Source organism: Microbacterium sp. NPDC089188 (assembly GCF_040685155.1).
Taxonomy (GTDB): domain Bacteria; phylum Actinomycetota; class Actinomycetes; order Actinomycetales; family Microbacteriaceae; genus Microbacterium; species Microbacterium galbum.
Genome location: NZ_JBFBHH010000003.1, coordinates 577,429 through 604,035, shown reverse-complemented (window position 1 = coordinate 604,035; position 26,607 = coordinate 577,429). Strand labels below are relative to the sequence as shown.

General features: G+C 68.8%; 25 protein-coding genes. 8 read left to right on the top strand and 17 right to left on the bottom strand.

Going from position 1 to position 26,607, the window contains the following annotated elements; translation table 11 throughout:
• Positions 1-2: 2 nt before the first annotated feature.
• The 4 genes from AB0N80_RS12800 to AB0N80_RS12785 all read right to left on the bottom strand — a co-directional run bounded on the left by AB0N80_RS12800 (position 3) and on the right by AB0N80_RS12785 (position 2,311).
• Complete coding sequence (locus tag AB0N80_RS12800) at positions 3-779, bottom strand: isocitrate lyase/phosphoenolpyruvate mutase family protein (protein WP_363392384.1); 777 nt, start codon at positions 777-779, stop codon at positions 3-5.
• A complete protein-coding gene (locus AB0N80_RS12795) occupies positions 776-1,441 on the bottom strand; it encodes an SDR family oxidoreductase (protein WP_315992953.1) in 666 nt (221 codons plus the stop codon). Before AB0N80_RS12795 ends, AB0N80_RS12800 begins: the two co-directional genes overlap by 4 nt.
• A 1-nt stretch (position 1,442) precedes the next feature.
• Positions 1,443-1,826, bottom strand: coding sequence for a PPOX class F420-dependent oxidoreductase (locus AB0N80_RS12790; RefSeq protein WP_315992954.1), 384 nt, complete (start codon positions 1,824-1,826; stop codon positions 1,443-1,445).
• Positions 1,827-1,912: 86 nt separating this feature from the next.
• Positions 1,913-2,311: a YchJ family metal-binding protein gene (locus AB0N80_RS12785; protein WP_315992955.1), complete on the bottom strand. Its 399-nt coding sequence runs from the start codon at positions 2,309-2,311 to the stop codon at positions 1,913-1,915.
• A 94-nt stretch (positions 2,312-2,405) separates the two neighbouring features.
• Between AB0N80_RS12785 and AB0N80_RS12780 the strand changes: the two genes are divergently transcribed.
• Positions 2,406-3,317 carry a 5'-3' exonuclease gene (locus AB0N80_RS12780; RefSeq protein WP_315992956.1) on the top strand — a complete coding sequence of 304 codons (912 nt, stop codon included), beginning with the start codon at positions 2,406-2,408 and terminating at the stop codon, positions 3,315-3,317.
• A gap of 1 nt (position 3,318) precedes the next feature.
• Here the strand turns inward: AB0N80_RS12780 and AB0N80_RS12775 are convergent, their stop codons facing one another.
• Together AB0N80_RS12775 and trpD are read right to left on the bottom strand one after the other, a co-directional pair.
• Positions 3,319-4,311 carry a PHP domain-containing protein gene (locus AB0N80_RS12775; RefSeq protein ID WP_363578910.1) on the bottom strand — a complete coding sequence of 331 codons (993 nt, stop codon included), beginning with the start codon at positions 4,309-4,311 and terminating at the stop codon, positions 3,319-3,321.
• Between the two features lie 3 nt (positions 4,312-4,314).
• Complete coding sequence (gene trpD / locus AB0N80_RS12770) at positions 4,315-5,376, bottom strand: anthranilate phosphoribosyltransferase (protein WP_315992958.1); 1,062 nt, start codon at positions 5,374-5,376, stop codon at positions 4,315-4,317.
• A 133-nt stretch (positions 5,377-5,509) separates the two neighbouring features.
• Here trpD and AB0N80_RS12765 point away from each other — a divergent pair, with 133 nt between their 5' ends.
• From AB0N80_RS12765 to AB0N80_RS12740, 6 genes are all read left to right on the top strand, one after another.
• On the top strand, positions 5,510-6,181 hold the full coding sequence (locus tag AB0N80_RS12765; RefSeq protein ID WP_315992959.1) for a heme-copper oxidase subunit III: 672 nt from the start codon (positions 5,510-5,512) through the stop codon (positions 6,179-6,181).
• A gap of 14 nt (positions 6,182-6,195) precedes the next feature.
• Positions 6,196-7,008 carry a cytochrome c gene (locus tag AB0N80_RS12760; protein ID WP_363578909.1) on the top strand — a complete coding sequence of 271 codons (813 nt, stop codon included), beginning with the start codon at positions 6,196-6,198 and terminating at the stop codon, positions 7,006-7,008.
• A gap of 44 nt (positions 7,009-7,052) precedes the next feature.
• Complete coding sequence (locus AB0N80_RS12755; RefSeq protein ID WP_363578908.1) at positions 7,053-8,111, top strand: Rieske 2Fe-2S domain-containing protein; 1,059 nt, start codon at positions 7,053-7,055, stop codon at positions 8,109-8,111.
• Positions 8,108-9,952, top strand: a complete 1,845-nt coding sequence (locus AB0N80_RS12750; RefSeq protein ID WP_363578907.1) for a cytochrome bc complex cytochrome b subunit — start codon at positions 8,108-8,110, stop codon at positions 9,950-9,952. The genes AB0N80_RS12755 and AB0N80_RS12750 overlap by 4 nt, the downstream gene beginning before the upstream one ends.
• A 254-nt stretch (positions 9,953-10,206) precedes the next feature.
• Positions 10,207-10,614 carry a rhodanese-like domain-containing protein gene (locus tag AB0N80_RS12745; protein WP_315992962.1) on the top strand — a complete coding sequence of 136 codons (408 nt, stop codon included), beginning with the start codon at positions 10,207-10,209 and terminating at the stop codon, positions 10,612-10,614.
• A 195-nt stretch (positions 10,615-10,809) separates the two neighbouring features.
• Positions 10,810-11,778: an alpha/beta fold hydrolase gene (locus tag AB0N80_RS12740; RefSeq protein WP_363578906.1), complete on the top strand. Its 969-nt coding sequence runs from the start codon at positions 10,810-10,812 to the stop codon at positions 11,776-11,778.
• A 51-nt stretch (positions 11,779-11,829) separates the two neighbouring features.
• On the opposite strand, the gene AB0N80_RS12735 is transcribed toward AB0N80_RS12740, so the two are convergent.
• The 6 genes from AB0N80_RS12735 to AB0N80_RS12710 form a co-directional block, all read right to left on the bottom strand.
• A complete protein-coding gene (locus tag AB0N80_RS12735; protein ID WP_315992964.1) occupies positions 11,830-12,621 on the bottom strand; it encodes a protein phosphatase 2C domain-containing protein in 792 nt (263 codons plus the stop codon).
• 4 nt (positions 12,622-12,625) lie between these two features.
• Positions 12,626-13,042, bottom strand: coding sequence for a cytochrome c oxidase subunit 4 (locus AB0N80_RS12730; RefSeq protein ID WP_315992965.1), 417 nt, complete (start codon positions 13,040-13,042; stop codon positions 12,626-12,628).
• A 3-nt stretch (positions 13,043-13,045) separates the two neighbouring features.
• The gene (gene ctaD / locus AB0N80_RS12725) at positions 13,046-14,809 is read right to left on the bottom strand and encodes a cytochrome c oxidase subunit I (RefSeq protein WP_315992966.1); all 1,764 of its coding nucleotides are present in this window, start codon (positions 14,807-14,809) and stop codon (positions 13,046-13,048) included.
• Between the two features lie 2 nt (positions 14,810-14,811).
• Positions 14,812-15,690, bottom strand: a complete 879-nt coding sequence (coxB, locus tag AB0N80_RS12720; protein ID WP_315992967.1) for a cytochrome c oxidase subunit II — start codon at positions 15,688-15,690, stop codon at positions 14,812-14,814.
• A gap of 166 nt (positions 15,691-15,856) precedes the next feature.
• Complete coding sequence (gene erpA / locus AB0N80_RS12715) at positions 15,857-16,222, bottom strand: iron-sulfur cluster insertion protein ErpA (protein ID WP_056227791.1); 366 nt, start codon at positions 16,220-16,222, stop codon at positions 15,857-15,859.
• Positions 16,223-16,294: 72 nt separating this feature from the next.
• A complete protein-coding gene (locus AB0N80_RS12710) occupies positions 16,295-17,689 on the bottom strand; it encodes a dipeptidase (RefSeq protein ID WP_363578905.1) in 1,395 nt (464 codons plus the stop codon).
• 46 nt (positions 17,690-17,735) lie between these two features.
• Here AB0N80_RS12710 and AB0N80_RS12705 point away from each other — a divergent pair, with 46 nt between their 5' ends.
• The gene (locus tag AB0N80_RS12705) at positions 17,736-18,308 is read left to right on the top strand and encodes a DUF3043 domain-containing protein (RefSeq protein ID WP_315992969.1); all 573 of its coding nucleotides are present in this window, start codon (positions 17,736-17,738) and stop codon (positions 18,306-18,308) included.
• Between the two features lie 403 nt (positions 18,309-18,711).
• Here AB0N80_RS12705 and AB0N80_RS12700 read toward each other — a convergent pair whose 3' ends face one another.
• The 5 genes from AB0N80_RS12700 to dnaE all read right to left on the bottom strand — a co-directional run bounded on the left by AB0N80_RS12700 (position 18,712) and on the right by dnaE (position 26,574).
• Positions 18,712-19,737 carry a quinone-dependent dihydroorotate dehydrogenase gene (locus tag AB0N80_RS12700; protein WP_363578904.1) on the bottom strand — a complete coding sequence of 342 codons (1,026 nt, stop codon included), beginning with the start codon at positions 19,735-19,737 and terminating at the stop codon, positions 18,712-18,714.
• Positions 19,738-19,747: 10 nt separating this feature from the next.
• Positions 19,748-20,233: a transcriptional regulator NrdR gene (gene nrdR, locus AB0N80_RS12695; protein ID WP_076674915.1), complete on the bottom strand. Its 486-nt coding sequence runs from the start codon at positions 20,231-20,233 to the stop codon at positions 19,748-19,750.
• Positions 20,234-20,243: 10 nt separating this feature from the next.
• The gene (gene hisD / locus AB0N80_RS12690; protein WP_363392402.1) at positions 20,244-21,545 is read right to left on the bottom strand and encodes a histidinol dehydrogenase; all 1,302 of its coding nucleotides are present in this window, start codon (positions 21,543-21,545) and stop codon (positions 20,244-20,246) included.
• 166 nt (positions 21,546-21,711) lie between these two features.
• Positions 21,712-22,953: a hypothetical protein gene (locus AB0N80_RS12685; protein ID WP_363578903.1), complete on the bottom strand. Its 1,242-nt coding sequence runs from the start codon at positions 22,951-22,953 to the stop codon at positions 21,712-21,714.
• Between the two features lie 108 nt (positions 22,954-23,061).
• Positions 23,062-26,574 (bottom strand): DNA polymerase III subunit alpha, encoded by a 3,513-nt coding sequence (dnaE, locus tag AB0N80_RS12680; protein WP_363578902.1) that lies wholly within the window; start codon positions 26,572-26,574, stop codon positions 23,062-23,064.
• Between the last annotated feature and the right edge of the window lie 33 nt (positions 26,575-26,607).

The following is a 26,607-nucleotide window of genomic DNA, read 5'->3' as shown; positions in this document are numbered from 1 at the left end:
GGTCAGTTCAGTTCGCGGACCGTCGACGGAATGACGCCGTCGGCGTAGAGGTCGATCGCGAGATCCTGGAGCGCCGTCAGCGCGACGCGTTGGGTCTGCGGGCCGTACGAGATGCGGGAGACCCCCAGCGCCTCGTACTCGGCGGCCGTGAGGTTGCCCGGGACGCCGATGACGCTCAGCTTCCGCTCCCCGAGACCCTCGACCAGGCGCCGGGTCGTGTCGGCATCGAGCTTCCCGGGCACGAACACCGAGGTGGCACCCGCCGCGAGGAACGCGCGGCCGCGCTCGACGGCATCCGCGATCTTGTCGTCGAGCGGCCGATCCGCACCCTTCAGGAACACGTCGGTGCGGGCGTTGAGCGCGAAGGGGACGCCCTCCGCCTCACCGGCGGCGATCACCGCTTCGACGGCGGCGATGGCCTCGGCGAGCGGCTTCACCCGGTCCTCGACGTTGGCGCCCACGACGCCGACGCCGATCGCCCGGCGCGTCGTCTCGCCCGGATCGCCGAAGCCGGCGTCGAGGTCCGCGCTGACGGGCACGTCGACGGCGGCGACGATGCGTCCGACCATGTCGAGCATGAGCTCGACGGGGATGTTCTCGCCGTCCTCGTAGCCGAAGGTCGCGGCGATCGAATGACCCGCTGTCGCGAGCGCCTTCGTCTCGGGAAGCGCCGCGACGGCCCGCGCCGACACGACGTCCCAGACGTTGACGACGCGGAGGATCTCGGGGGCGGCGTGCAGCCCGACGAGGGTCTGCGCGCGGTCGGCGACGGCGGTCATGCGTCGCTCCCCGCGTGCTCGGCGACGATGGCCTCGGCGATGAGCGTGTCCCCGGCGCCGAAGCGGATGAAGCGCCCGATGGTCGCCGGCTGCACGAGCACGGCGGCGGCCACGGCCGCGACGTCGGCGCGCGAGACCTCGCCCTTGCCCTGCGGTGCGGTGGTGATGCGTCCCGTCGGCGGGTCGAGGGTGAGCGTGCCCGGGCCGAGGATGGTCCAGTCCAGCTCGCTCGCCCGCAGGTGGTCGTCGGCCGCGAGCTTCGCGTCGGCGTAGGCGTAGAACGAGTCGTCGGGGTCGATCCCGTGATCGGGCGTCGAACCGATCCACGACACCATCACGAAGCGTCGCACGCCCACCTTCGCCGCGGCGTCGACCGCGCGCTGCGCGGCGTCGCGATCGACGGCGTAGGTGCGCTCGGCGCTGCCGCCGCCGGCCCCGGCGGACCACACGATCGCGTCGGCGCCCTCGAAGGCTGCGGCCATCTCGTCGGTGTCGGCATTCTCCACGTCGAGCACGAGGGGCGTCCCGCCCGCCTGTTCGATGTCGCCGGCCTGGTCGGGATTGCGGATGACGGAGGTGGCCTCGTCGCCGCGGTCGGCGAGCAGCCGTGCCAGGTGCAGGGCCACCTTCCCGTGCCCTCCGATGATCACGATGCGTTCCATGTCACTGTCCTCCTACGTTGTCGATCGACATCTTCAAGATCACGCGGTCGGCGCGATCGGGCGGCGCCTCCTGCTGCGCGTTGCCGTAGCGCATGCCGAGGAAGACGTAGAACGCGCCCTCGGGGTCGGGCTCCACCTCGATGAGGCGACCGCGCACCTCGATGTAGCGGTACGGGCGCTCGGGGTCGAAGACCATGAGGCTCATCGACGGATTGCGCTGCAGGTTGCGGTACTTCTGGCGCGTCACGGTGTGCGTGAACAGCAGGTGTTCACCGTCGTAGGCGAACCACATCGGGTTCACCTGCACCGTCCCGTCCGGACGGACGGTGCCGAGACTGCCGTAGTTCGGGTTCTCGAGCAGGTCGCGTTGCGCGTCGGGGATCATGCGTGTCCTTTCGCCGAGGATCCGGAATCGACCCTATTCAGCAGCACCGACACGCCCACGCGGGGTTGACGCCCCGCGTGACGCCGTCACGCCACATCGCCGTCGACGTACACCCACCGCCCGCCCCGCCGCACGAAGCGGCTCCGTTCGACCAGCTCTCCGTCCCGGCCGGCCTGCCGCCAGCGCGCGCGGAAGGCCACCACCGCGGCATCCCCGTCCTCCGCCGCGTCCTCGATGATCAGTCCGGTCCACACCGTGCCGTCGTCGACGTCGATGTGATCCGGACGGGTACGGGGATGCCACGACCGGGCGAGGTGCGCCTCGTCGCCGAGCGCGAAGGCGGAGTAGCGCGAGCGCATGAGCCGCTCCGCGCTCGGGGCGGGGGCACCGTCGAGGATCGGCGCACAGCAGTCGCCGAACACCCCGCCCCCGCACGGACACGGCGCCTGCGCCTGTGGACGAGTGGATGCCGACCCGAAAGACATCCCGCCACTCTAGGTCTCGTCCCCGTTCCCTCCCCGCCGTCGAGCCTCCCCGCGCCGATCGCCCCCGAGCACCTCCCGTGCCAGGATCGAGACCGTGACCGACCGCATCATGCTCCTCGACACCGCGTCGCTGTACTTCCGCGCCTTCTACGGCGTGCCCGACAAGGTGAAGGCCGCCGACGGCTCGTCGGTCAACGCCGTCCGGGGCCTGCTCGACATGATCGCCAAGCTCGTCACCACCTACCGCCCCACGCGCCTCGTCGCCTGCTGGGACGACGACTGGCGACCCGCTTGGCGCGTCGACCTGCTCCCGAGCTACAAGGCGCACCGCGTCGTCGAGGCGGTGCCGTCCGGGCCTGACGTGGAAGAGATCCCCGATCCGCTCGAGGCCCAGATCCCCCTCATCCGGGAAACGCTGGCCGCGCTCGGCATCCCCGTCGTCGGCGCTCCCGAGCACGAGGCCGACGACGTCATCGGAACCCTCGCCACCCGGGCCGACGCGCCCGTCGACGTCGTGACCGGCGATCGCGATCTCTTCCAGCTGATCGACGACGCCCGCGGCATCCGCATCATCTACACCGCCCGCGGCATGAGCAACCTCGAGATCGTCGACGACTCCGCGGTGCTCGGCAAGTACGGCGTGCACGCCGCGCAGTACGCCGACTTCGCGGTCCTCCGGGGCGACCCCTCCGACGGCCTTCCCGGCGTGGCCGGCATCGGCGAGAAGTCCGCCGCCTCGCTCCTCGAGGCCCACGGCTCCCTCGACGCCATCCGCGCCGCCGTAGAGGACGGAACCGCGGGCACCCCCGCGCAGCGCGCGAAGATCGCCGCTGCCGCCGACTACCTCGCCGTCGCCCCGACCGTCGTGCGCGTCGCGCGCGATCTGCCGCTCGCTCCCTTCGACGACGCACTCGGGCCCGTCGACGAGGACGCCGCGACGGCGCTCGCCGAGAAGTGGAACCTGGGCTCGTCGATGACTCGCGCCCTCGCCGCCCTACCGCGCTGAATCAGCGCTTCCTCACGAGCCACTCCCGCAGCCGCGGCAGCGGCCACGTCGTCACGATCCGCTCGACGGGCACCCCGAGGGCCTCGGCGCGCGCCGCCCCGTAGTCGAGCAGCGACAGCTGGCCGGGAGCATGGGCGTCGGAGTCGATCGAGAACAGGCACCCCGCCGCGATCGCCTGGGAAAGCATCTCGTCGGGCGGATCCTGCCGCTCGGGCCGCGAGTTGATCTCGACCGCGACGCCCGATTCCGCGCACGCCGCGAACACCGCCTCGGCGTCGAACTCCGATGGCGGGCGCGTCCCCCGCGCCCCCTCGACGAGCCTGCCGGTCACGTGCCCCAGCACGTCGACCCGAGGATCCCGCGCCGCCGCCACCAGACGCGTCGTCATGAGCCGACGCTCCATGCGCAGTTTGGAATGAGCGGATGCCACGACCACGTCGAGCGCGTGCAGCAGCTCGTCCTCCTGGTCGAGGCTCCCGTCGTCCAGGATGTCGACCTCGATCCCGGTGAGCAGCGTGAACCCCTCACCACGGTGACCCCGCACGATCTCCATCTGCGCCCGCAGGCGCTCCGGCGACAGACCGTTCGCGACGGTCAGCCGCGGAGAGTGGTCGGTGAGCGCGAGGTACTCGTGCCCCAACCCGCGGGCCGCGTCCACCATCGCCTCGATCGGGGTCAGCCCGTCCGACCACTCGCTGTGGCTGTGCAGATCGCCGCGCAGCAGCGGGCGCACCGTGTCGCCCCCTACCGCCGCCGTCTCCTCGCGCAGTCTCGACAGTCGCTCGGGCACCTCGCCGGCCAGGGCCTGCTGGATGACGGCGAACGTGGAGTCGCCGATGCCCGGGCGCCGCCGCAGTGCCGGGTCGCGCAGCTGCTCCACGGACAGACCCTCGATCGCGGCGGCCGCCGCGCGGAACGCCTTCGACTTGTACCGCGACGACCTCTCCCGCTCGAGCAGGTACGCGATCTCGGTGAGCGCGTCGAGCGGATCCATGCCCTACTCCGCCAGGTCCTTCGACGTCTGCACCCAGGCGTCGAGCTTCGCGGAGGCTCGACCGTCGTCGATCGCCGCCGCCGCATCGGCCATCGCCTCGGCGAGGCGCTCGAGGATCGGACGCTGCACCTGGGCCGCATCCTGGAACAGGCGGAACGACACGAGCCCCGCCGCGGCGTTCAACAGCACGATGTCGCGGACCGGTCCGGTCTCTCCGCCGAGCACCCGCCGCACCACCTCGGCGTTGTGATCGGGAGACCCGCCCAGCAGGTCGTCGATGTCGGCCAGAGGGATGCCGAGATCCCGCGGGTCGAGATCGTGCTCGTGCACGTCGCCGCGGCTGATCTCCCACACCCGGCTGTGGCCGGTGGTCGTCAGTTCGTCGAGGCCGTCGTCGCCGCGGAAGACGAGGGCGGTAGCCCCCCGAGTCCGGAAGACGCCGGTGATGAGCGGCACCCGGTCGAGGTGCGCGACGCCCACGGCATTGGCCTCGGCTCGGGCCGGGTTGCACAGGGGCCCCAGGAAGTTGAAGACCGTGGGCACGCCGAGCTCGGAGCGCGTCGCCGCGGCGTGACGGAAGCCGGGGTGGAAAGCCGAGGCGAACGCGAACGTGATGCCCGTGCGCTCCAGCGTCTCGGCCACCTTCTCGGGCGCGAGCGTCAGGGCGATGCCCAGCGACGACAGCACGTCGCTCGACCCCGACGCCGAACTCGCGGCACGGTTCCCGTGCTTCACGACGGGGACTCCGGATGCCGCCGCCACCACGGCCGCCATCGTCGACACGTTCACGGTGCCGTAGCGGTCTCCCCCGGTACCGACGATGTCGAGCACCTCGGCCCGTACCGGCAGCGGTACAGCGGCCTCCAGGATGGCGTCACGGAATCCGACGATCTCCTCGACCGTCTCGCCCTTCGCCCGCAGCGCCATCAGGAATCCCGCGAGCTGCGAGGGCGTCGCCTCTCCGGCCATGACCTGCCGCATGGCCCACGTGGACTCCGACACGCTGAGGTCGGTACCCGCGAGCAACGAGGAGAGCAGATCGGGCCAAGTGAAGCGTTCCGCCATGCCATGATCCTTTCACACGCGTGTCGCTCGCCCTCACGGAGGCCCACGGCCGTGGAACCGCCTCCGCACCGGGGATTCCTTGCGGATTCTGAGGCTTCCCTAAGTCTCGACGATGGAATATCCCAGGGTGGGGATGGGAATATCGGCCCTCGGGATCGCGCATAATGGAACGGTGACGACCTCAGCGACGTATTCCCAGGCTGTGCGTGCCGTGAAGCGGCCCGACCCGGTCGCCGTGGGCACGATCGTGTGGCTGGGCAGCGAGGTCATGTTCTTCGCCGGCCTGTTCGCGATCTACTTCACCCTGCGCAGCACCTCCGCGCCCCTCTGGGCCGAAGAGACGCAGCTGCTCAACGTCCCCTTCGCGACCGTCAACACGATCATCCTCGTGCTGTCCTCGGTCACGTGCCAGATGGGCGTGTTCGCTGCGGAGCGGTACCAGCCGTACCGCACGGGCAAGCCCACGGGCTTCCTCAAGTGGGGAATGGTGGAGTGGTTCTACCTCACCTTCATCCTCGGCGCGGTCTTCGTGTCGGGTCAGGTGTGGGAGTACGCGACGCTGGTGGCGGAGGGCATGCCCATCAGTGCCAACCCCTACGCCTCGGCCTTCTACCTCACCACCGGCTTCCACGCCCTCCACGTGACGGGTGGCCTCATCGCCTTCCTTCTCGTGATCGGTCGCGCATACGCCGTGAAGAACTTCGGCCGGAAAGAGATGACCACCTCGATCGTCGTGTCCTACTACTGGCACTTCGTCGACGTCGTCTGGATCGCCCTGTTCTTCGTCATCTACTTCCTCAAGTAAGAGAGCTGCACCACATGGCACGCGAGAAGAAGACTCGTCGGGCATCCGGTCGCCGGAGCCCCCTGGCCGCTGCCGCGCTGATCGGCATCGGCCTCCTCCTGACCGGAGTCGTCTACGCCGGCGCGTCGGCCGCCATGGCCGCGACGTCTACCGTCCCCGAGAGCGAGGTGAACTCGGCGACCGCGGTCGACGAGGGTCAGAAGCTCTTCCAGGCGAACTGCGCCACCTGTCACGGTCTCGACCTCCAGGGCAGCCAGCAGGGTCCTTCCCTGTTCGGCGTCGGCGAGCTGTCGGTCCACTTCCAGGTCTCGACCGGCCGCATGCCGCTGCAGGCCCAGGGCCCGCAGGCTCCCGTGAAGCCGCCGCAGTTCACCGAGGAGCAGATCAACGCGATCGCCGCCTACGTGCAGTCGGCCGCTCCCGGCCCCGAGTACCCCTCGGCCGACCTCGTCGACGGCGAGGGCGATCTGTCGCACGGTGCCGAACTGTTCCGCATCAACTGCGCCATGTGCCACAACGTCGCCGGCGCCGGTGGCGCGCTGACCGAAGGCAAGTGGGCGCCCGACCTCCACACGGTCACGCCCGTCAACATGTACGCCGCCATGGTCACCGGGCCGCAGAACATGCCGGTCTTCAACGACCTCAACCTCACCCCCGAAGACAAGCGCGACGTCATCTCCTACCTGATGTACCTCCAGAAGAACGACTCCCCGGGTGGCTACGCCCTCGGCTCGCTCGGTCCGGTCTCTGAGGGTCTGTTCATCTGGATCTTCGGTATCGGGGCGCTCATCGCCCTGACCGTGTGGATCACGGCGAAGTCCAACTGACCGTCGTCTTCGACATTACGTAAACGCACGAGGAGCACAGCACTATGGCACACGCGGACGACGCACTCGAGCACGAGAGGGCTTCCTGGAAGCCCGGCTCGGGGCTCGCCGTCGCGGTTCCCGACGCCGTACAGAACCCCGGCCTTCCCGGTCACCGTCAGCGCATGACGGACCAGGACCCGGCGACGATGAAGCGCGCGGTCCGCACGGTCTACACGCTGTTCTACTTCTCGGTCGCGGCGAGCATCTGGGCGAGCATCGCCTACATGATCTTCCCGATCGAGTCGGGCGCGCTGATCGACATCCGTTACAACAATCTCTTCATCGGACTCGGCATCGCCTTCGCGCTGCTGGCGATCGGCATCGGCACCATCCACTGGGGCAAGTCGGTGATGTCCGACAAGGAGTACATCGAAGACCGTCACGCCACGCGTGGGCGCGACCAGGTCCGCGAAGGTGCGATCAACGTCTTCGCCGAGGCCGACAAGGACTCCGGATTCGGCCGTCGCGAGATCATCCGCAACTCGATGTTCGCCGCCCTGGCCGCCTCGGTCATCCCGGGTATCACGCTGTTCCGTGGTCTGGCTCCGCAGGACGTCGACCCGGTGACCGCTCTGAGCCACACGATGTGGAAAGAGGGAATGCGCCTCTCGCACGACCCCTCGGGTCGTCCGATCCGCGCCGCCGACGTCACCCTCGGCTCCGCTTTCCATGTCATCCCCGAGGATCTCGCCGGCCTCGGCCACGACGAGGGCTACCTCGAAGAGAAGGCCAAGGCCATCGTCCTGCTCATGCGCATGCAGCCGGAGCAGCTGAACCCCGAGACCAACAACCTGGACTGGTCGTACGACGGCATCATCGCGTACTCCAAGGTCTGCACGCACGTCGGCTGCCCCGTGGCGCTGTACGAGCAGCAGACCCACCACCTCCTGTGCCCCTGCCACCAGTCGCAGTTCGACGTCGCCAACGGTGCGGCCGTCATCTTCGGCCCGGCCGCCCGTCCCCTGCCGCAGCTCCCCATCACCGTCGACGCCGAGGGCTACCTCGTCGCGCAGAGTGACTTCCACGAGCCCGTCGGCCCCAGCTTCTGGGAGCGCTCATGAGCACCGGTACCCACCCCACCGAGAACGTCACGACCGAACCGGCCGTGTACTCCGGGCCGCCTCAGGCCCCGGCCGGCCGCGACGGCAAGCCGCTCGGCGGCAAGTTCGTCGGCGCCGCCGCCAACTACCTCGACGAGCGCACGAGCATGTCGGGCATCGTCAAGGAGCTCGGCCGCAAGGTCTTCCCCGACCACTGGTCGTTCATGCTCGGTGAGATCGCGCTGTGGAGCTTCGTCGTCGTCCTGCTCTCGGGTACGTTCCTGACGTTCTTCTTCCAGGCTTCGATGGTCGAGACGCACTACAACGGTGCCTACGAGCCCATGCGCGGCATCGCGATGTCGGCCGCGATGGAGTCGGCGCTGCACATCTCGTTCGACCTGCGCGGTGGTCTCCTGGTCCGCCAGATCCACCACTGGGCGGCACTCGTGTTCGTGGCCGGTATCGGCGTGCACATGCTGCGCGTCTTCTTCACCGGTGCGTTCCGCAAGCCCCGCGAACTCAACTGGGTCGTCGGCTTCATCCTCTTCATCCTCGCGATGGCCGAGGGCTTCACCGGATACTCGCTCCCCGACGACCTGCTCTCGGGTAACGGCCTCCGCATCATCGACGGCATGATCAAGGGTCTGCCGATCATCGGAACCTGGACCTCGTTCCTGCTCTTCGGCGGCGAGTTCCCCGGAACCGCGATCGTCGGACGCCTGTACACGCTGCACATCCTGCTGCTGCCCGCGATCCTCGTGGCCCTGCTCGCCGTGCACCTGATGCTGATGATCATCAACAAGCACACGCAGTTCGCCGGCCCCGCCCGGACGAACAGCAATGTCGTGGGCTACCCGATGCTCCCGGTCTACGCCTCCAAGATGGGCGGATTCTTCTTCATCACGTTCGGTGTCATCGTCCTGATCGCCGCCCTCGTGACCATCAACCCCATCTGGAACTACGGTCCGTACGACCCGTCTCCCGTGTCCGCCGGTACCCAGCCCGACTGGTACATCGGCTTCGCCGACGGTGCCCTGCGTCTGGTCCCGCCGCACCTCGAGTTCGTGCTCTGGGGCCACACCTGGTCGTGGAACATCATCTTCCCGGTGGCCGTCCTCGGTCTGTTCATCGTTCTGGTCCTGATCTACCCCTTCATCGAGGCGTGGGTCACGGGCGACAAGCGTGAGCACCACATCGCCCAGCGCCCGCGCAACGCCGCGACGCGCACGGCGATCGGCGCCGCGGGTGTCACCTTCTACGCCGTGATGTGGGCGGCTGCCTCGTCCGACATCATCGCGACGCACTTCCACCTCACGATGGAGGGCGTCATCCACACCCTCCAGGCACTGCTGATCCTCGGACCGGTGCTCGCCTACTTCGTCACCAAGCGCATCTGCATCGCGCTCCAGAAGAAGGACCGCGAGATCGCGCTGCACGGCTACGAGTCGGGTCGCATCGTCCGCCTCCCCGGTGGCGAGTACATCGAGGTCCACCAGCCGGTCGACGAGTACGAGCGCTGGAAGCTGGTCGACAACGAGACCTACGAGCCTCTGGTGGTCCGCCCGAACGACAAGGGTCAGATCCCCTGGCACGAGAACGTGCGTGCGTCGGTGTCGCGGTGGTTCTTCGAGGACCGCCTCGCTCCCCTCACGCAGACCGAGATCGACGCGGCGGTGGCTCACCAGCACCACGAGCTCGACCACATCGCGCACGAGGAGGCCGACGAGATCGCCGGTGCCAACGCTCGCGCCGATGAAGACGGTCGCCCTCACAATGAGGTCGGCGGCCGCGTCGAGGTCGAGATCCCGGCCCCCAAGGGCCTCGAGGAGCGCAACCGTCCGAACGACGGCAAGAGCGAGTAACCACTCCTCCCTGACGGAACCCCCGGTGCTACGGCGCCGGGGGTTCCGTCTTTTGCTCCGTCGACCCTCCGCAGGAGGCTCGCGTCCGCGCGACAATCGAGAGGCGCTCCACCCGGGGATTCACCGGATGCCGCCGGCCCCGCCGCGTTCCTGGGTGCTTCGGGGATGAGCGATCGGTCTCCTGGCAGGAAGACGACGACGCCTGGCATCCGAACCTCTCCCCTACGGCGTGGACGCGGTCCTACCGTGGAGCCATGACCGACGCCCTCGACTATTTCCGTCACCGCCTCGCCCACGAAACGGACCCCTCGGATGTCTACGCCGCGCAGAAAGCCGGGGATCGCTTCGTTCTCGTCGACGTGCGCGGGGAAGACGCGTGGACCCAGGGTCGTATCGTCGGAGCCGTCCACATGCCCTACCGCGACATCGCCGCGCGAGCGCCCCGGGAGATCGACCCTGACGTCGAGGTCGTCGTCTATTGCTGGAGCCCGGGATGCAACGCCGGGCAGAAGGGCGCCCTCGCGTTCGCGGAGCTCGGCTACCGCGTCCGCGAGATGATCGGTGGCTACGAGTACTGGGTGCGCGAGGGACAGCCGGTCGAGAACGACCACGGACCGCTCGAGCGCGTCTTCGACCCCACGGTGATGGTTGTACGCACGTGACGCCGGGACGCTCCTGACGGCCGTACGCAGTTGTCGACCGCCCGACGTGGCCGCCGGAAGGACGGGACGGTCGCCGGCGGATCGCGAAATCGGTTACTCGCGACTCGCGCGTCGAGTCGCTGACGATCACGCGCTCCGCGGGGCGACGATGACTCCGACGGCACGACCGCAGGGGATCTCCCGTAGGCTGCGTCGATGCAGCATCCGCCTCTCGACCCGTTCACGTCCGGATACCTCGACAGACCCGACGGCGCACGCCTCTACTGGGAGGTGTCGGGCAACCCTACCGGTCGACCCGCGCTCTACCTGCACGGCGGTCCCGGCGGTGGTCTCGGCAAGGGTGGGTACCGCCGACGCTTCGACCCCCGACTCCACCTCATCATCGGACTGGATCAGCGCGGATGCGGACGCAGCACGCCCTGGGCGTCGGACGATCTCTCCACTCTCGAGACGCAGACGATGACGCACCTCCTCGACGATCTCGAAGCCCTGCGCGAGCACCTCGCCGTGGACCGCTGGCTGCTCCACGGCGTCTCATGGGGGTCGACGCTGGCGCTCGCCTACGCGCTCGAATATCCTCAGCGCGTCAGCGAAGTGGTCAACCTCGCGGTGACGAGCGGTGGCCGGTGGGAGATCGACTGGATCACCGACGGGATGCAACCCGTCTTCCCCGAGGCCCACGCTCGCCTGCGCGAGCCCCTTCGCGCCGACGAGCGCACGATCGAGGGGTACGCGCGTCTGCTGCGCGATCCCGACCCCGCGGTCCGCCGCGACGCCGGCGACCGGTGGGACCAATGGGAGGCGACCCACATGTCACTCGGCCCCCTGGCGGGCCCGGGCCCTTTCCTGCACGACGACCCCCATCAACGACGGAACTTCGCCACACTCGTCACGCACTATTGGGCGCGCGACTGCTTCCTGCCCGGTGATCGTGCCGTGCTCGTCCGCATCGGGGAGCTGGCCGGCATCCCCGGGGTCCTCGTGCACGGGCGGCGCGATATCAGCGGGCCGGCACTCACGGCATGGCGATTGCACCGATCGTGGCCGGGGAGCCGACTCGAAATCGTGGAGGAAGACGGCCACGGTGGCCCTCGCAGCGCGCAGATCGCCCAGGATGCGATAGATGCGTTCGCGCGCGAGGACTCGCGCTCAGACGGGCGCTGACGCGGAGGAGGCCACCTCCGCGGAGGAGACGATCGACAACCGCGTGAGGGGTCAGGCGGTTTCCACGTCTTCTGCGAACCAGCGAGCTGCCGACCCGAAGAAGATCGGTTCCCCGCCGTCGGTCTCATCGTCGTCCACGACGTCGCACACCACCACCGTGACGTTGTCGCGCGTCCCTGCCTCGAGCGCGAGGGCGACTGCCGCCGCCGCTGCGGAGCGGGCGTCGGGCGCCTCGGCGATGAGACGGGCGACATCGGCCTCCGGGACGTAGTCCGTGAGACCGTCGCTGCAGAGAACCCACCGGTCGCCGAGGATCGGGGGCCGTTCCGCCACCGATACGACATCACCCTCGGCGCCGCCGAGCGAGGCGGTGATGATGTTACGGCGCGGGTGCGCCGCGGCAGCCTCGGGAGGGATGATCCCATGGTCGACGAGCGCCTGAACGTAGGAGTCGTCGCGGGTCTCCCGAGTGAACTCTCCGTCGCGAAGGAGGTAAGCGCGGGAATCACCGGTGTGCGCCAGCAGCAACTCACCGCTGACGCTGAGGAAGATGCCGGTGAACGTCGTTGCCATCCCCTCGAGCGCGGGATCGCGTTCGACGTGGGCGCGGATGTCCCAATTGGCTTCACGGATGCGAACCAGGAGGCCGTCGGCATCCAGCCCGCCCCCGCTCGTCGCCACGAGGCGATGGACGAGGGCGGCGGATGCGAGGTCTCCGGACGGACCGCCGCCGACGCCATCGGCGACAGCCGCCCCCCAGGACGCCGCGAAGGCGGCGTCCTGGTTGGTGGGTCGATGGGCGCCGGCGTCGGAGACGGCAGCCGCTCTCAGACGGACGGGCACAGGATCAGCGCGCGAAGTACCCGCGGTAGTACTCGTACACCCAGCCGACGATCGCGACGACGAACACCGCGAAACCGACGGGGACGAGCCAGCTGCCCACGGCGAGGCCGATCACGGCGATCGCCGCAGAGGCCGCGAGGACGATGGGCCACCAGGACCACGGGCTGAACTCGCCCATCTCGGGGTCGCCGTCGTCGATGTCGGCCGTGAGGATGTCCTCCGGGAGGTCACCGCGCTGCGCCTTCATGACACGGCCGATGTAGAAGGCGATCATCGAAGACATGAGCCCGAGGAACGCCAGGGCGACCGTTCCCACCCACTCGACACCGCCGTGCTGAAGCAGGCTCCACACCGTGTAGACCGCCGCGATGACGAACGAGAACACCGCGATGATCCACCAGAGATTGACGTTGGTACGCATGTGTTACTTGACCTCTCCGGCAGCTGCGTCGACGACGGGCGTATCGGGAGCGTCCTTGACCGGACCGACACCAACCGGGATGCCGGCCTCGGGGTGGTTCAAGTCGAAGGCGGGACGCTCGCTGCGGATGCGCGGGATCGAGGTGAAGTTGTGTCGCGGCGGCGGGCACGACGTGGCCCACTCGAGCGATGCGCCGTAGCCCCAGGGGTCGTCGACGGTCACACGCGGCGCCTTGCGAGCCGTGATCCACACGTTGAGCAGGAACGGGATCATCGACGCGCCGAGGATCATCGATCCCACGGTCGACAGCTGGTTCTCCCACGTCCATCCGTCGGCCGCGGCATAGTCCGCGTAGCGACGAGCCATGCCGTCGACACCCAGCCAGTGCTGGATCAGGAAGGTCATGTGGAAGCCGACGAACAGCATCCAGAAGTGCACCATGCCGAGACGCTCGTTGAGCATCTTGCCGGTCCACTTCGGCCACCAGAAGTAGAAGCCGGCGAACATCGCGAACACGACCGTGCCGAAGACGACGTAGTGGAAGTGGGCGACCACGAAGTACGAGTCGGACAGGTGGAAGTCCAGCGGCGGCGAGGCGAGGATCACACCGGTGAGACCGCCGAAGACGAACGACACCAGGAAGCCGAGAGCGAAGACCATCGGTGTTTCGAAGGTGACCGAGCCGCGCCACAGCGTTCCGATCCAGTTGAAGATCTTCACGCCCGTCGGCACCGCGATGAGCATCGTCATCAGGGCGAAGAACGGCAGAAGCACACCGCCGGTGACGTACATGTGGTGCGCCCACACGGCGACAGACAGAGCGGCGATCGCGATGGTCGCGTACACGAGCGTCTTGTAACCGAAGATCGGCTTGCGGCTGAAGACCGGGAAGATCTCCGAGACGATGCCGAAGAACGGCAGCGCGATGATGTACACCTCGGGGTGACCGAAGAACCAGAACAGGTGCTGCCAGAGCAGGACGCCGCCGTTCTCGGGGCTGTAGATGTGCGCACCGAGCACGCGGTCGGCAGCCGCCGCGAAGATCGCCGCCGCGAGGACGGGGAACGCCAGCAGGATCAGGATGCTCGTGATCAGCGTGTTCCACGAGAAGATCGGCATGCGCCACATGGTCATGCCCGGGGCACGCATCGTGAGCACGGTCGTGATGAAGTTGACCGCTCCGAGGATCGTGCCGAAACCGCTGATGCCGAGGCCGAGCATCCAGAGATTGCCGCCGACACCGGGCGAGAAGCTCGCATTCGCGAGGGGCTGATAGGCGAACCAACCGAAGCCGGCCGCACCCTGCGGGGTGAGGAAGCCGGACACCGCGATGGTGGAGCCGAAGAGGAAGAGCCAGAACGCGAAGGCGTTCAGACGCGGGAACGCCACGTCGGGGGCGCCGATCTGCAGCGGCAACAGCGCATTCGCGAAGCCCGCGAACAGCGGCGTCGCGAACATCAGCAGCATGATCGTGCCGTGCATGGTGAAGAGCTGGTTGTACTGCTCTTTGGTCGGGATGATCTGCATCCCGGGCTCGAACAGCTCGGCGCGGATGATGAGCGCCATCACTCCACCGAGCATGAAGAAGATCACCGAGGCGATCAGATACATGTACCCGATGGTCTTGTGGTCGGTGGAGGTGATCCACTTGACGACCAGGTTGCCCTTCTGCTCCACACGCGTGGTGCTGAGCAGTGCGGCTTGACGCGGCGGGAGAGTCGTCGGGCGCGAGGGCCCGGTCCCCTGGAGCGGAAGCGTCGTGGCCATGATCACTCGTTCCCTTCGACGCCGGTGGTCAGGTTCTGCAGACGCGACAGGTCGCTGATGTCGCCCACGTCGCCGGCGCGGCGCAGGGAGTCCAGGTAGTCGGTGTACTCGGCCTCGCTGACGACCTTGACGTTGAAGAGCATCGCGGAGTGGTACTCACCGCAGAGCTCCGCGCACTTGCCTTCGTAGGTGCCTTCACGGGTGGGCGTGAACGACCACTCGTTGTCGCGGCCGATGTACATGTCTTTCTTGTAGAGGAAGTCGATGATCCAGAACGAGTGGATGACGTCGCGCGAGCGGAGGTCGATCTTGACCGTCTTGTTCACCGGCAGGTAGAGCGTCGGCACGTCGTCGAGGTCGTAGCCGTCGGAGGTGGCCTTCGCCTGGACACCCATCGAGTACACGGCGTCGGAGTTGTCTTCCTTCTCGCCGTTGTACTGGAAGTCCCACGCCCACTGCTTGCCGTAGGCCGTGATCGACACGTCGGGGTCGTCGTACTGCGTCTCGAGCGTGTTCTGGTCGCGCGCCGTGAAGGCGAAGAAGCCGACGACCAGGATGAGCGGGACGATCGTGTAGAAGATCTCGATCGGCATGTTGTACCGCAGCTGGACGGGCAGTCCCGACTGACCGCGACGACGGCGGTAGGCGATGACCGACCACAGCATCAGACCCCAGGTGACGACACCCACGGCGAGGAGCACGATCCACGAGTTGACCCACAGGCCGGCGACCATGTCGGTGTGGTTCGTCGCGGCCGGGCCGTCATCGACGAAGCCGGGCAGGAATCCGTGCAGCTGGGACGTGGTGCAGCCCGAGAGGAGTGCGACGGACGCGATCCCGAGAGGGAGCGCGGCCCAGCGAAGGCGACGTTTGGAGGGCACAATGCACCTTTCCGGGTCGTGGATGAAGCTTTGACAGTCTACGGCAACCTCTCACCGTTCTCTGGCCATTCGTCCAGTGCCGAGACATCGGAAACCCCCGGGTTCCACGGTGCGATCCGTGGCCCCGGGGGTCCGTGACGCCGATGTCGGAGGACGTCGACCGAGCTCAGTGGAAGCTGTCGCCGCAGGCGCAGGAGCCCTGCGCGTTGGGGTTGTCGATCGTGAAGCCCTGCTCCGAGATCGTGTCCTTGAAGTCGATGTTCGCGCCGTCGAGGTACGGCACGCTCATGTCGTCGACGATGACTTCGACGCCGTCGAAATCGACGACCTTGTCACCGTCGAGGTAGCGCTCGTCGAAATACAGCTGGTAGATGAGGCCGGAGCAGCCGCCGGGCTGGACGGCGACGCGCAGGCGCAGGTCGTCGCGACCCTCCTGCGACAGCAGGCTCTTCACCTTGTCGGAGGCGGCCGCGGTCAGGCCGACGCCGTGCTCGCGGGTCTCGGCGGAGGACGACAGAGTGGTGTCGGTCATGGCGATGCCCTTCGGGTTGATCGGTCGCGGGGACGAGACGAGTCTACGCCCGTCCCGTCCACGCGGCCCCGATCAGACGGTGCGTTCGTTCAGGCGCGCCAGCAGCAGCGCTTCCGAGACCAGTGCGTTGCGGAACGTGTCGAGGTGCAGCGACTCGTTCGGGCTGTGCGCGCGCGCGTGCGGGTCCTCGACGCCCGTGACGAGGATCTGCGCCGCGGGGAACTCGCGGACGAGATCGGAGATGAAGGGGATGGACCCCCCGATCCCGACATCGACCGACTCGACGCCGTAGCCGTCGGCGAACGCGGCGCGCGCCTCCTCGACGGCCCATCCCCCGGTGTCCACGAGGAAGGAGTCGCCGCAGTCGACGTCGCTGAACTCGAGCTGCGCGCCGAACGGCGCGTGAGCGCGGAGGTGCGCCTGGACCGCGGCGAAGGCCTTCCCGGCATCCTGACCGGGGGCGACCCGCGCGCTGATGACCACACTCGTCTGCGGCGCGAGGGTGTTCGAGGCCGCCTCGACGGGGGTCGCGTCCCACCCGGTGATCGTGATCGACGGCTTGTTCCAGATGCGGCTCAGGATCGAGTCGCGTCCGATGGGGCTGACGCCCTCCAGCAGGCCGGACTCGGCGCGCAGGGTGGCCTCGTCGTAGTCGGGTGTCGGGACGTCATGCGTCGCAAGGCCCTCGACGGCGACGGCGCCGTCGTCGTCCCACAGGGTGGCGAGCAGCTTCACGGTGGCGAGCATGGCGTCGGGGACCGCGCCGCCCATCATCCCGGAGTGGGAGGCGTGGGCGAGGGTGCGCACGGTCAAGGTGAAACGCGCGTTGCCGCGCAGCGACACCGTCAGGCCGGGCGTGCGCTCGTCCCAGTTCCCCGAGTCCGCGACCACGATGACGTCGGAGCGCAGGGTCTCGGCGTTGTCGGCGAGGAACTGGCCGAATGAGCGCGACCCGTACTCCTCTTCCCCCTCGATGAACACGGCGAGGCCGAGGTCGAGGTCGTCGCCGAGCACGTCGGAGACGGCGCGGATCGCGCCGACGTGCGCCATGATGCCGGCCTTGTCGTCGGCGGCACCGCGTCCGTACAGGCGCCCGTCGCGCAGCGTCGGCTCGAAGGGCGGCGAGTCCCACAGCGCCTCGTCGCCGGGAGGCTGTACATCGTGGTGGGCGTAGAGCAGAACCGTCGGTCGACCATTGCGGGCGGCGCGTGAGGCGAGCACGGCCGGCTGCCCCACTTCATCGGTACCGGGGATCGCGGCGCGGGTGACCGCAACCGAATCGAAGACTCCGGTGCCCTCGAGGAGGGCGGCGACCGCCTCGGCGCTCTTCACCAGAGCGCTCTGATCGAAGGCCGGCCAGGCGATCGACGGGATGCGGACGAGGGAGCCGAGATCGGCCAGGGCGGAGGGGATGCCGGCATCGGCTGCTTTTTGCACAGCCTCCTGCCGGGACAGGTCGAGGGTCATGCGGGTAATCTTAAGTCTCCCGACCAGCGAATCACCGAGGTTTCCCGTGGCCAAGTCCCCCGCCCCCGCCCCCAACGACACCCCCGTCGACTCGACGGCGCTCGGATCGGGCAAGGGCCGCGCGACACCCTCGCGCGCCGAGCAGGAGGCCGCGCGCAAGCGCCCCCTGGTCCCCGACACCAAAGAGGCGAAGGCCCGCGCTCGCGCAGAATTGGCTGCGCAGCGCGAGAAGGCCCGCATCGGCATGGCGGCGGGCGAGGAGCGCTACCTGCCGGTCCGCGACCGCGGACCACAGCGCCGGTTCGCACGAGACTTCGTGGATGCCGGCTGGCACCTCGGCGAGGGCGTCATGCCGTTCATGGTGCTCGTGATCGTCGCGACGCTGATCCCCGTGCAGTTCTTCCAGTACTGGTCGTTCGTCGCGCTGTGGATCTTCATCCTTTTCGTCATCGGCGACATGATCATCACCTCGGTCCGCGTCAAGCGCGCCGCGAAGGAGAAGTTCGGCGAGAGCCGCCTCGAGAAGGGCCTCGGGTGGTACGCGGCGATGCGCACCGTGCAGATGCGCTTCATGCGCCTGCCGAAGGCTCAGGTCAAGCGGGGCCAGTACCCCGCCTGATCCCCCGTTTCACGAAGCGGCGCGCCGGAAGGCGCGCCGCTTCGTCGTTGGTCGCGGAATCGCGGGTCATGCGCGGAAGGCGCACCCTCCCGCCGTCGAGTGTCCACGACACGCCGCCGGACGGGCGAGCATGCGGCGTGTCCTGGACACTCGACGGGCTGCGAAAGCGGGCGGAGGCGGCAGGCAGGTGGGCGCATGGCCGCCCCGGCGCGGCGTTGCGCCGTGCCGCGCGTTCAGGACGGCGTGCCGCGCCACGCGCGCGTTCGCACGCCACCGTCGGTCCGGGAGCGCGGCGCGATCCGGTCAGGGGCACCGAGGACGCGGCATCCGGCGAGGGTCAGCGGGCGCGGGGCCCCGGCGGCGACCCGGTCAGCCGCCCGGGAGCCGCGGCATCCGGTGAGGATCAGCGGGCGCGGGCGAGACCGCGATTGATCTGACGCGCCCAGAGGGGACCGCGGTAGAGGAACGCCGTGTACCCCTGCACGAGCGTGGCCCCCGCGGCGAGGCGCTCGCGCACATCGTCGGCGGTGCCCACTCCCCCGGCCGAGATCACGACGAAGTCCGCCGGGACCGCCTCGCGCACCAGGCGGAGCACCTCGAGTGCGCGGCGCTTCAGGGGCGCGCCGGAGAGCCCACCCGCGCCCGCAGCCTCGACCTTCGCGGCATCCGTCGTCAGTCCGGACCGCGCGATGGTGGTGTTGGTGGCGATGAGCCCCGCCAGTCCGGCATCGACGGCGAGACGGGCGATGTCGCTCACCTCGTCGTCGTCGAGGTCGGGGGCGATCTTGACGAGGAGCGGCGTGCCCCCCGCCGCCTCGCGCACGGCGGTCAGCAGCGGGCGGAGAGTCTCGACGGCTTGCAGCCCGCGGAGTCCGGGCGTGTTCGGCGACGAGACGTTGACGACGAGGTAATCGGCCAGCGGCGCGAGCAGACGGGCGCTGCGCACGTAATCGGTCGTGGCGTCCTCCACGGCCACGACCCGGCTCTTGCCGATGTTCACGCCGACGACCGGACGGCGACGGGACCGGCGGAGCCGACGCAGACGTGCGGCCGCAGCGGCTGCGCCGTCGTTGTTGAACCCCATCCGGTTGATGACGGCGCGGTCCGCGACGAGGCGGAACAGACGCGGCTTGGGGTTGCCCGGCTGCGGGAGCGCGGTGACCGTGCCGACCTCGACGTGGCCGAAGCCGAGCGCGCCGAGTCCGCGGCCCATCGTGACGTTCTTGTCGAAGCCCGCGGCCACGCCGAACGGCGAATCGAACGTCAGCCCCAGGGCCTGCACCCGCTGCTCGGGACTGGGCGCGGTGGCACGACGGACGACGGATGCCACGGGCTCCACCCCGGCGACGCGGATGACGAGCGCACCGAGATGGTGGGCGAACTCGGGATCGAGACGCGAGAGGACCGTACGGAAGAGAAGGGGATACATCCCCGCCAGGCTACTGGACGACGTCGCGATCGTCGTTCGCGGGTCGGCCCGCGTGATCGGCGCGCAGCTGGGCGATCGCCGCGTCGAAATCGTCGAGCGAGTCGAAGGCCTGGTACACGCTCGCGAAGCGCAGATAGGCCACTTCGTCGAGCTCGCGCAGCGGCCCGAGGATCGACAGACCGATCTCGTTCGCCTCGATCTGCGACGACCCCGTCTGACGGATCGCCTCCTCCACCTGCTGCGCCAGCACAGCGAGATCGGCGTCGGTCACGGGGCGCCCCTGGCAGGCTTTGCGCACGCCGGACATGACCTTCTCGCGACTGAAGGGCTCGACCACTCCCGACCGCTTGATGACGTTCAGGCTCGCCGTCTCCACCGTCGAGAACCGGCCCCCGCATTTCGGGCACTGACGCCGACGGCGGATGCTCAGTCCGTCGTCGCTCGTGCGCGAGTCGATGACGCGGGAGTCGGGGTTGCGGCAGAAGGGGCAGTGCATGGGGTCTCCCTCAGTCGTCGAACCGCGCGGTCACGGCCTCGCCGTGAGCGGGGAGCGCCTCGGCGTCGGCGAGGGTCACGATGGCATCCCGGACGAGCGAGAGCGCCGCACGGTCGTACTCGATCACCTGCTGCGGGCGGAGGAACGTCGCCGCGGAGAGGCCCGCGCTGTATCGCGCCTGTCCCCCCGTCGGCAGCACGTGATTGCTGCCGGCGAGGTAGTCGCCCAGGCTCACCGGCGTGTAGGGACCGACGAAGACGGCTCCCGCGTTGACGAAGTCCTCAGGGCGTGGATCAGCCAGGTGCAGCTCGAGGTGCTCGGGCGCGTAGGCGTTGCTGAAGGCGGTGGCCTGCGCGATGTCGTCGACGAGCACGACGGCCGACTGCGGCCCGTGGAACGCCGCCGTGACGCGCTCGGTGTGGCGCGTCGAGGCGACGCGGGCGGGCAGAGCGGCGCGCACCGCTTCGGCCAGCTCGGGCGAGTCGGTCACGAGCACGGCCGACGCCTGTTCGTCGTGCTCCGCCTGGCTGACGAGGTCGGCCGCGACGAGGGCCGGAATGGCCGTCTCGTCGGCGACGACGAGGATCTCGGTGGCACCCGCCTCGGAATCTGTGCCCACCCGGCCCGCGACAGCGCGCTTGGCCGAGGCGACGAAGTTGTTCCCCGGACCGGTCACGACGTCGACCGGGTCGAGGCCGATCTCGGCGACGCCGTGGGCGAACGCCCCGATGGCTCCCGCGCCGCCCATCGCGTAGACCTCGGTCACTCCGAGCAGACGGGCCGCGGCGAGGATGACGGGGTGAACGCGTCCGCCGAATTCGGCCTGCGGCGGGGAGGCGAGGGCGACCTCGCGCACGCCGGCGACCTGGGCCGGAACGGCATTCATGACGACGCTCGAGGGGTAGACCGCCTTGCCGCCCGGCACGTAGAGGCCCACGCGGCGCACCGGCTGCCAGCGCTGCGTGACACGGGCGCCGTCGCCGAGCTCGGTCACGACCGGCGCCGGGACCTGGGCGGCGGATGCCGTGCGCACGCGCGCGATCGCCTCGTCGAGGGCGGCGCGGATCTGCGGGTCGAGGTCGCGCAGGGCCTCGTCGAGGTGCGCCATGGGCACGCGGATCGCGTGGTCGCTGACACGGTCGAAGCGCGCGGCCTGCTCACGGAGAGCCTCCTCGCCCCGATGGGCCACGTCGGCGACCAGACGGGCGGCGGTGGCCAGGGCCTCGTCGCGCGCGGCGTCGGCGCGCGGGACGACGGCGAGGAGCTCGGCCGGCGAGAGGACGCGGCCGCGGAGATCGATCGTGCGGAGCATGGGCTCAAGGCTACCGGCCGACCCGGAGCCCTTTCGCGCAGTCCCCAGGGCTCGCAGCGCGCGCTCAGGCAGCCGGCCGGTGGGCCGGAAGAGGGATCCGATCCGCGAGCCGGGTCGCGGACACAGGAGAGGGCGAGGGCCCGGCGACCCCCACCCTCTCGCGACGTCAGCCTCGGGTCACGCCCGACACGTCGTGCAGATAGCCGATCCGGCCGTCATCGTGACGGACGACGAACGTCTCGCCGCGATCCTCGATCACGAGCGCCCACGCCGTCGGCCCGATCCGGAAGATCGGCGTGCCGTAGTCGTCGACGATCTCCCGCTCCTCGGGTGCCAGTGCCCAGAAGGCGTGCGCATGGTGGTGATCGTCGCCCTCGGACCCGTGTCCGGCATCGACGGGCGGCTCGTGGACGGCCTCGCGTCCCGTCTCGTGCGCGGGCACGGCCCCGGTGTCGGCGTGCAACGGCGCGAAGATGTCGGTCGCCGTGTCGTCGCCGCGCGTGGCGGGGAGCACGGAGGTCGCCGGCGCCGCATCGTGGTGCGGCAGGTCGGTGGACCCGGTGTAGCTGCCGGGAGTGGGCGCGTCGGCCTCGGCCTCGGCGGCGGCGGGTGCGGAGACGGGGCGCGGGGCCCGCGGCGCGCGCGGACGGGCGACCACCGGTCGGATGGGACGGGCGTTGCGGTGTGCGGCGATCTCTTCACGGCCGCGGAAATCCGCCGAGAACGGCGGGATCACCGGGGCGAAGACGGTGAGGACGACCCCGGCCAGGAGCACGATGGCCTCCACCCAGATCACCCAGGACCGCGTCCAGATCCCGGTCTGGTCGAAGACCGCCACGGTGTCCCATACCCACGAGACCCACACGAGGGCCGAAACCGTGAAAGCCACCGAGGCGAATTGATCGATGCCGAGCGAGCCGACCCGACGGATGCCCTGCGGAGAAAGTCGACGCAGCACGATCAGGCCGACCGCGACGGTGGGGAGGGCCACCGCGGGAATCCACCACAGCCCGGACAACCACACGTTGCCGCCCCCGATGAGGACGCCCGACGGCGAATCCAGGATGTTCGTGCGGAAGAACGAGACGAAGAAGGCCACCACCCAGACGCCCAGCAGGGCGACCTCACGCACGGAGAACGGCCCGACGCCGTACGACGCGGACTCGGCGCGAGCGGGTGCGACCTGATCGGTGTCCGGACGGACCGGCGCGGAGGAGTGCTCGGGTGCCGACGGGGCGACCGGCGGGTGCTCGGCGGACGAGTCGCGTGCGGAGGTCGTTTCTGCGCCGATCGAGGCGGGAGTCCCGGCCTCGTCGGACGCCGACGACGCGACGGATGCGGTCGTCGGGTCGACGTGATCGCGGTCGGGGTCGGGCTGGGAGGTGTCGTGGGGATACTGATCGTTCACGGGGGTCCTTTCACCCAGGGCGCCGCAGCGCCCGGACATCGTAACCGGCGGGTCTTCAGCGTCTGCTGGGGTTGCGACGCTCCGGTATCTCGACCGGTCGGCGGGGCGTCAGCCGAGGCAATTGGGCCCCAGGAGACCCTTGAGCTCGCCGAACAGGTCGGCGGTCACGCGAACCGGCATCGGCACTTCGAACACTTTCGCCGTGCCCCCCTTGTGCAGCTTCAGGAGCACCTCGGTCGAGCCGGAGTGGCGTCGGAGCATCTGCGCCAACTCACCCACCAGCGCCTCGTTGGCGCGCTGTTCGGGTACGACCAGCGTGAGCCCGCCCGACTCGTCGAGTCCCTCGAGATCGGGGGTGAAGGCGCTCTGGGCATGCAGGTTCAGGCCGTCGTCGCGTCGAGAGACGCGCCCGCGCACGACCAGGATCGAGTCGGCTTGGAGCACGGGGGCGAACTCGGCGTACGTCTTGCCCATGAACATCACGGTCACCTCGCCGTTGAAGTCCTCGACAGTGACCATGCCGTAAGGGTTTCCGCTCTGTTTCGCGACGCGGTGCTGGACGCTGGTGAGAAGACCCGCCACCGTGACCTGATCGCCGTCCTGCACGTCTTCGGACGCGAGGAGATCGTGGATCGATGTCGAGGCGTGCTTCGCGAGGGGCACCTCGAGGCCGGCAAGCGGGTGGTCGGAGACGTACAGACCGAGCATCTCGCGCTCGAAGGCGAGCTTGTCCTTCTTCGTCCACTCGGGCCTCTCGGGCACCTTGACGACCTGCTGGGGTTCGTCCCACAGCGAGTCGAAGTCGAAACCGACCTCGCCGTTGGCTTCCCGGCGCTTGTCGAGCACGGCGCCCTCGCAGGCGTCCTCGTGCACCTCGACCAGAGCGCGGCGCGTGGATCCGAGGGAGTCGAACGCGCCCGCTTTGATGAGCGACTCCACGGTGCGCTTGTTGGCGACGTGCATCGGGACCTTCGACAGGAAGTCGTGGAACGACGTGTACTTGGCATCCTGACGGGCGGCGACGATGCCGTCGACCACGTTGGTGCCGACGTTGCGCACCGCGCCGAGACCGAAGCGGATGTCCTCCCCGACGGCGGCGAAGAAGCGGATCGACTCGTTGACATCGGGCGGCAGGACCTTGATGCCCATGCGGCGGCACTCGTTGAGGTACACCGCCATCTTGTCCTTCGAGTCGCCGACGCTCGTCAACAGGGCGGCCATGTACTCGGCGGGATAGTGCGCCTTGAGGTAGGCCGTCCAGTACGACACGAGACCGTATGCCGCGGTGTGCGCCTTGTTGAAGGCGTAGTCGGCGAATGATTCGAGCACCTTCCACAGCGTCTGCTGCGCGACCTCGCCGAACCCGCGCTCGGTCATGCCGCCGAAGAAGATCTCTTTCTGCTTGTCGAGCTCGCTCTTCTTCTTCTTGCCCATCGCGCGGCGCAGCAGGTCGGCCTGACCGAGCGTGTACCCGGCGACGCGCTGGGCGACGGCCATCACCTGCTCCTGATAGACGATCAGACCGTAGGTGGTGTCGAGGATGTCGGCGAGGGGCTCTTCGAGCTCGGGGTGGATCGGCTCGATCTCCTGCTGCTTGTTCTTGCGCAGCGCGTAGTTGATGTGCGAGTTCACGCCCATCGGACCCGGGCGGTACAGGGCCAGCACGGCCGAGATGTCCTCGAAGTTGTCGGGCCGCATCAGACGCAGCAGCGAACGCATGGGCCCGCCGTCGAGTTGGAACACGCCCAGCGTGTCGCCGCGTGCGAGCAGTTCGTAGGATGCCGCATCGTCGAGATCGAGGTCTTCGAGCACGAGAGGATGCCCGCGGTTGGCTTCGATGTTGTCGAGGGCGTCGTTGATGATCGTGAGGTTGCGAAGCCCCAGGAAGTCCATCTTGATGAGGCCGAGCGACTCGCACGCCGGGTAATCGAACTGCGTGACGATCTGGCCGTCCTGCTCGCGGCGCATGATCGGGATGATGTCGATGAGCGGCTCGCTCGACATGATCACACCGGCCGCGTGCACGCCCCACTGGCGCTTCAGGTTCTCGAGTCCGAGCGCGGTGTCGAACACCGTCTTGGCCTCGGGATCCGTCTCGATGAGCGTGCGGAACTCGCCCGCCTCTTTGTAGCGCGGGTGCTCGGGATTGAACATGCCGTCGAGCGGCATGTCTTTGCCCATGACGGCCGGCGGCATGGCCTTGGTCAGCTTGTCGCCCATGCTGAACGGGAATCCGAGCACGCGCCCGGCGTCTTTCAGGGCCTGCTTCGCCTTGATCGTCCCGTAGGTCACGATCTGCGCGACGCGCTCGTCGCCGTACTTCTCGGTGACGTATTGGATGACCTCGCCGCGGCGGCGGTCGTCGAAGTCGACGTCGAAGTCGGGCATCGAGACGCGGTCGGGGTTGAGGAAGCGCTCGAAGATGAGACCGTGCTGGAGCGGGTCGAGGTCGGTGATCTTCATCGCGTAGGCCACCATCGAGCCGGCGCCCGAACCGCGGCCGGGTCCGACGCGGATGCCGTTGTTCTTGGCCCAGTTGATGAAGTCGGCGACCACGAGGAAGTAGCCCGGGAACCCCATCTGCAGGATGACGTCGGTCTCGTACTCGGCCTGCTTGCGCACCGCATCCGGGATGCCACCGGGGTAGCGATCGTGGAGGCCGTTCTCGACCTCCTTGATCATCCAGCTGCCCTCGGTCTCCCCGGCCGGCACCGGGAAACGCGGCATGTAGTTGGCGGAGGTGTCGAACTCGACCTCGCACCGTTCGGCGATGAGGAGCGTGTTGTCGCACGCCTCGGGGTTGTCGCGGAAGACCTGGCGCATCTCGGCGGCGGACTTGACGTAGTAGCCGTCGCCGTCGAACTTGAAGCGCTTGGGGTCGTCGAGCGTCGATCCCGACTGCACGCAGAGCAGGGCGGCGTGGCTCGTCGCATCGTGCTGGTGCGTGTAGTGGAGGTCGTTCGTCCCGACGAGCGGGATGTCGAGCTCCTTGGAGATCTTGAGCAGATCGGACATGACACGGCGCTCGATCGAGAGACCGTGGTCCATGATCTCGGCGAAGTAGTTGTCTTTGCCGAAGATGTCTTGGAATTCCGCCGCGGCGGCCTTCGCCGCGTCGTACTGACCGAGCCGGAGGCGCGTCTGCACCTCACCCGAGGGGCAGCCGGTCGTGGCGATGAGGCCCTTGCTGTAGGTCTGCAGCAGCTCGCGGTCCATGCGGGGCTTGAAGTAGTAGCCCTCCATGCTCGCCCGCGACGACAGCCGGAACAGATTGTGCATGCCCTCGGTGGTCTCGGACAGGAGGGTCATGTGCGTGTACGCGCCCGAGCCCGAGACGTCGTCGCTCTGCTGCTCGGGGGTGCCCCACCGCACACGGGACTTGTCGGAACGGTGGGTTCCGGGCGTGACGTACGCCTCGATGCCGATGATCGGCTTGATGCCGGCGTCTTTCGCGGTCTTGTAGAACTCGTAGGCCGCGAACGTGTTGCCGTGATCGGTGACCGCGATGGCCGGCATGCCCTGCTTGACGGCTTCTTGGACCATCGGGCCGATGCGCGCTGCGCCGTCGAGCATCGAGTACTCGCTGTGCACGTGAAGGTGAGCGAAGGAGTCAGCTGCCACGCGTCGAGTCTACGTTCGGCCTCCGACATCGGC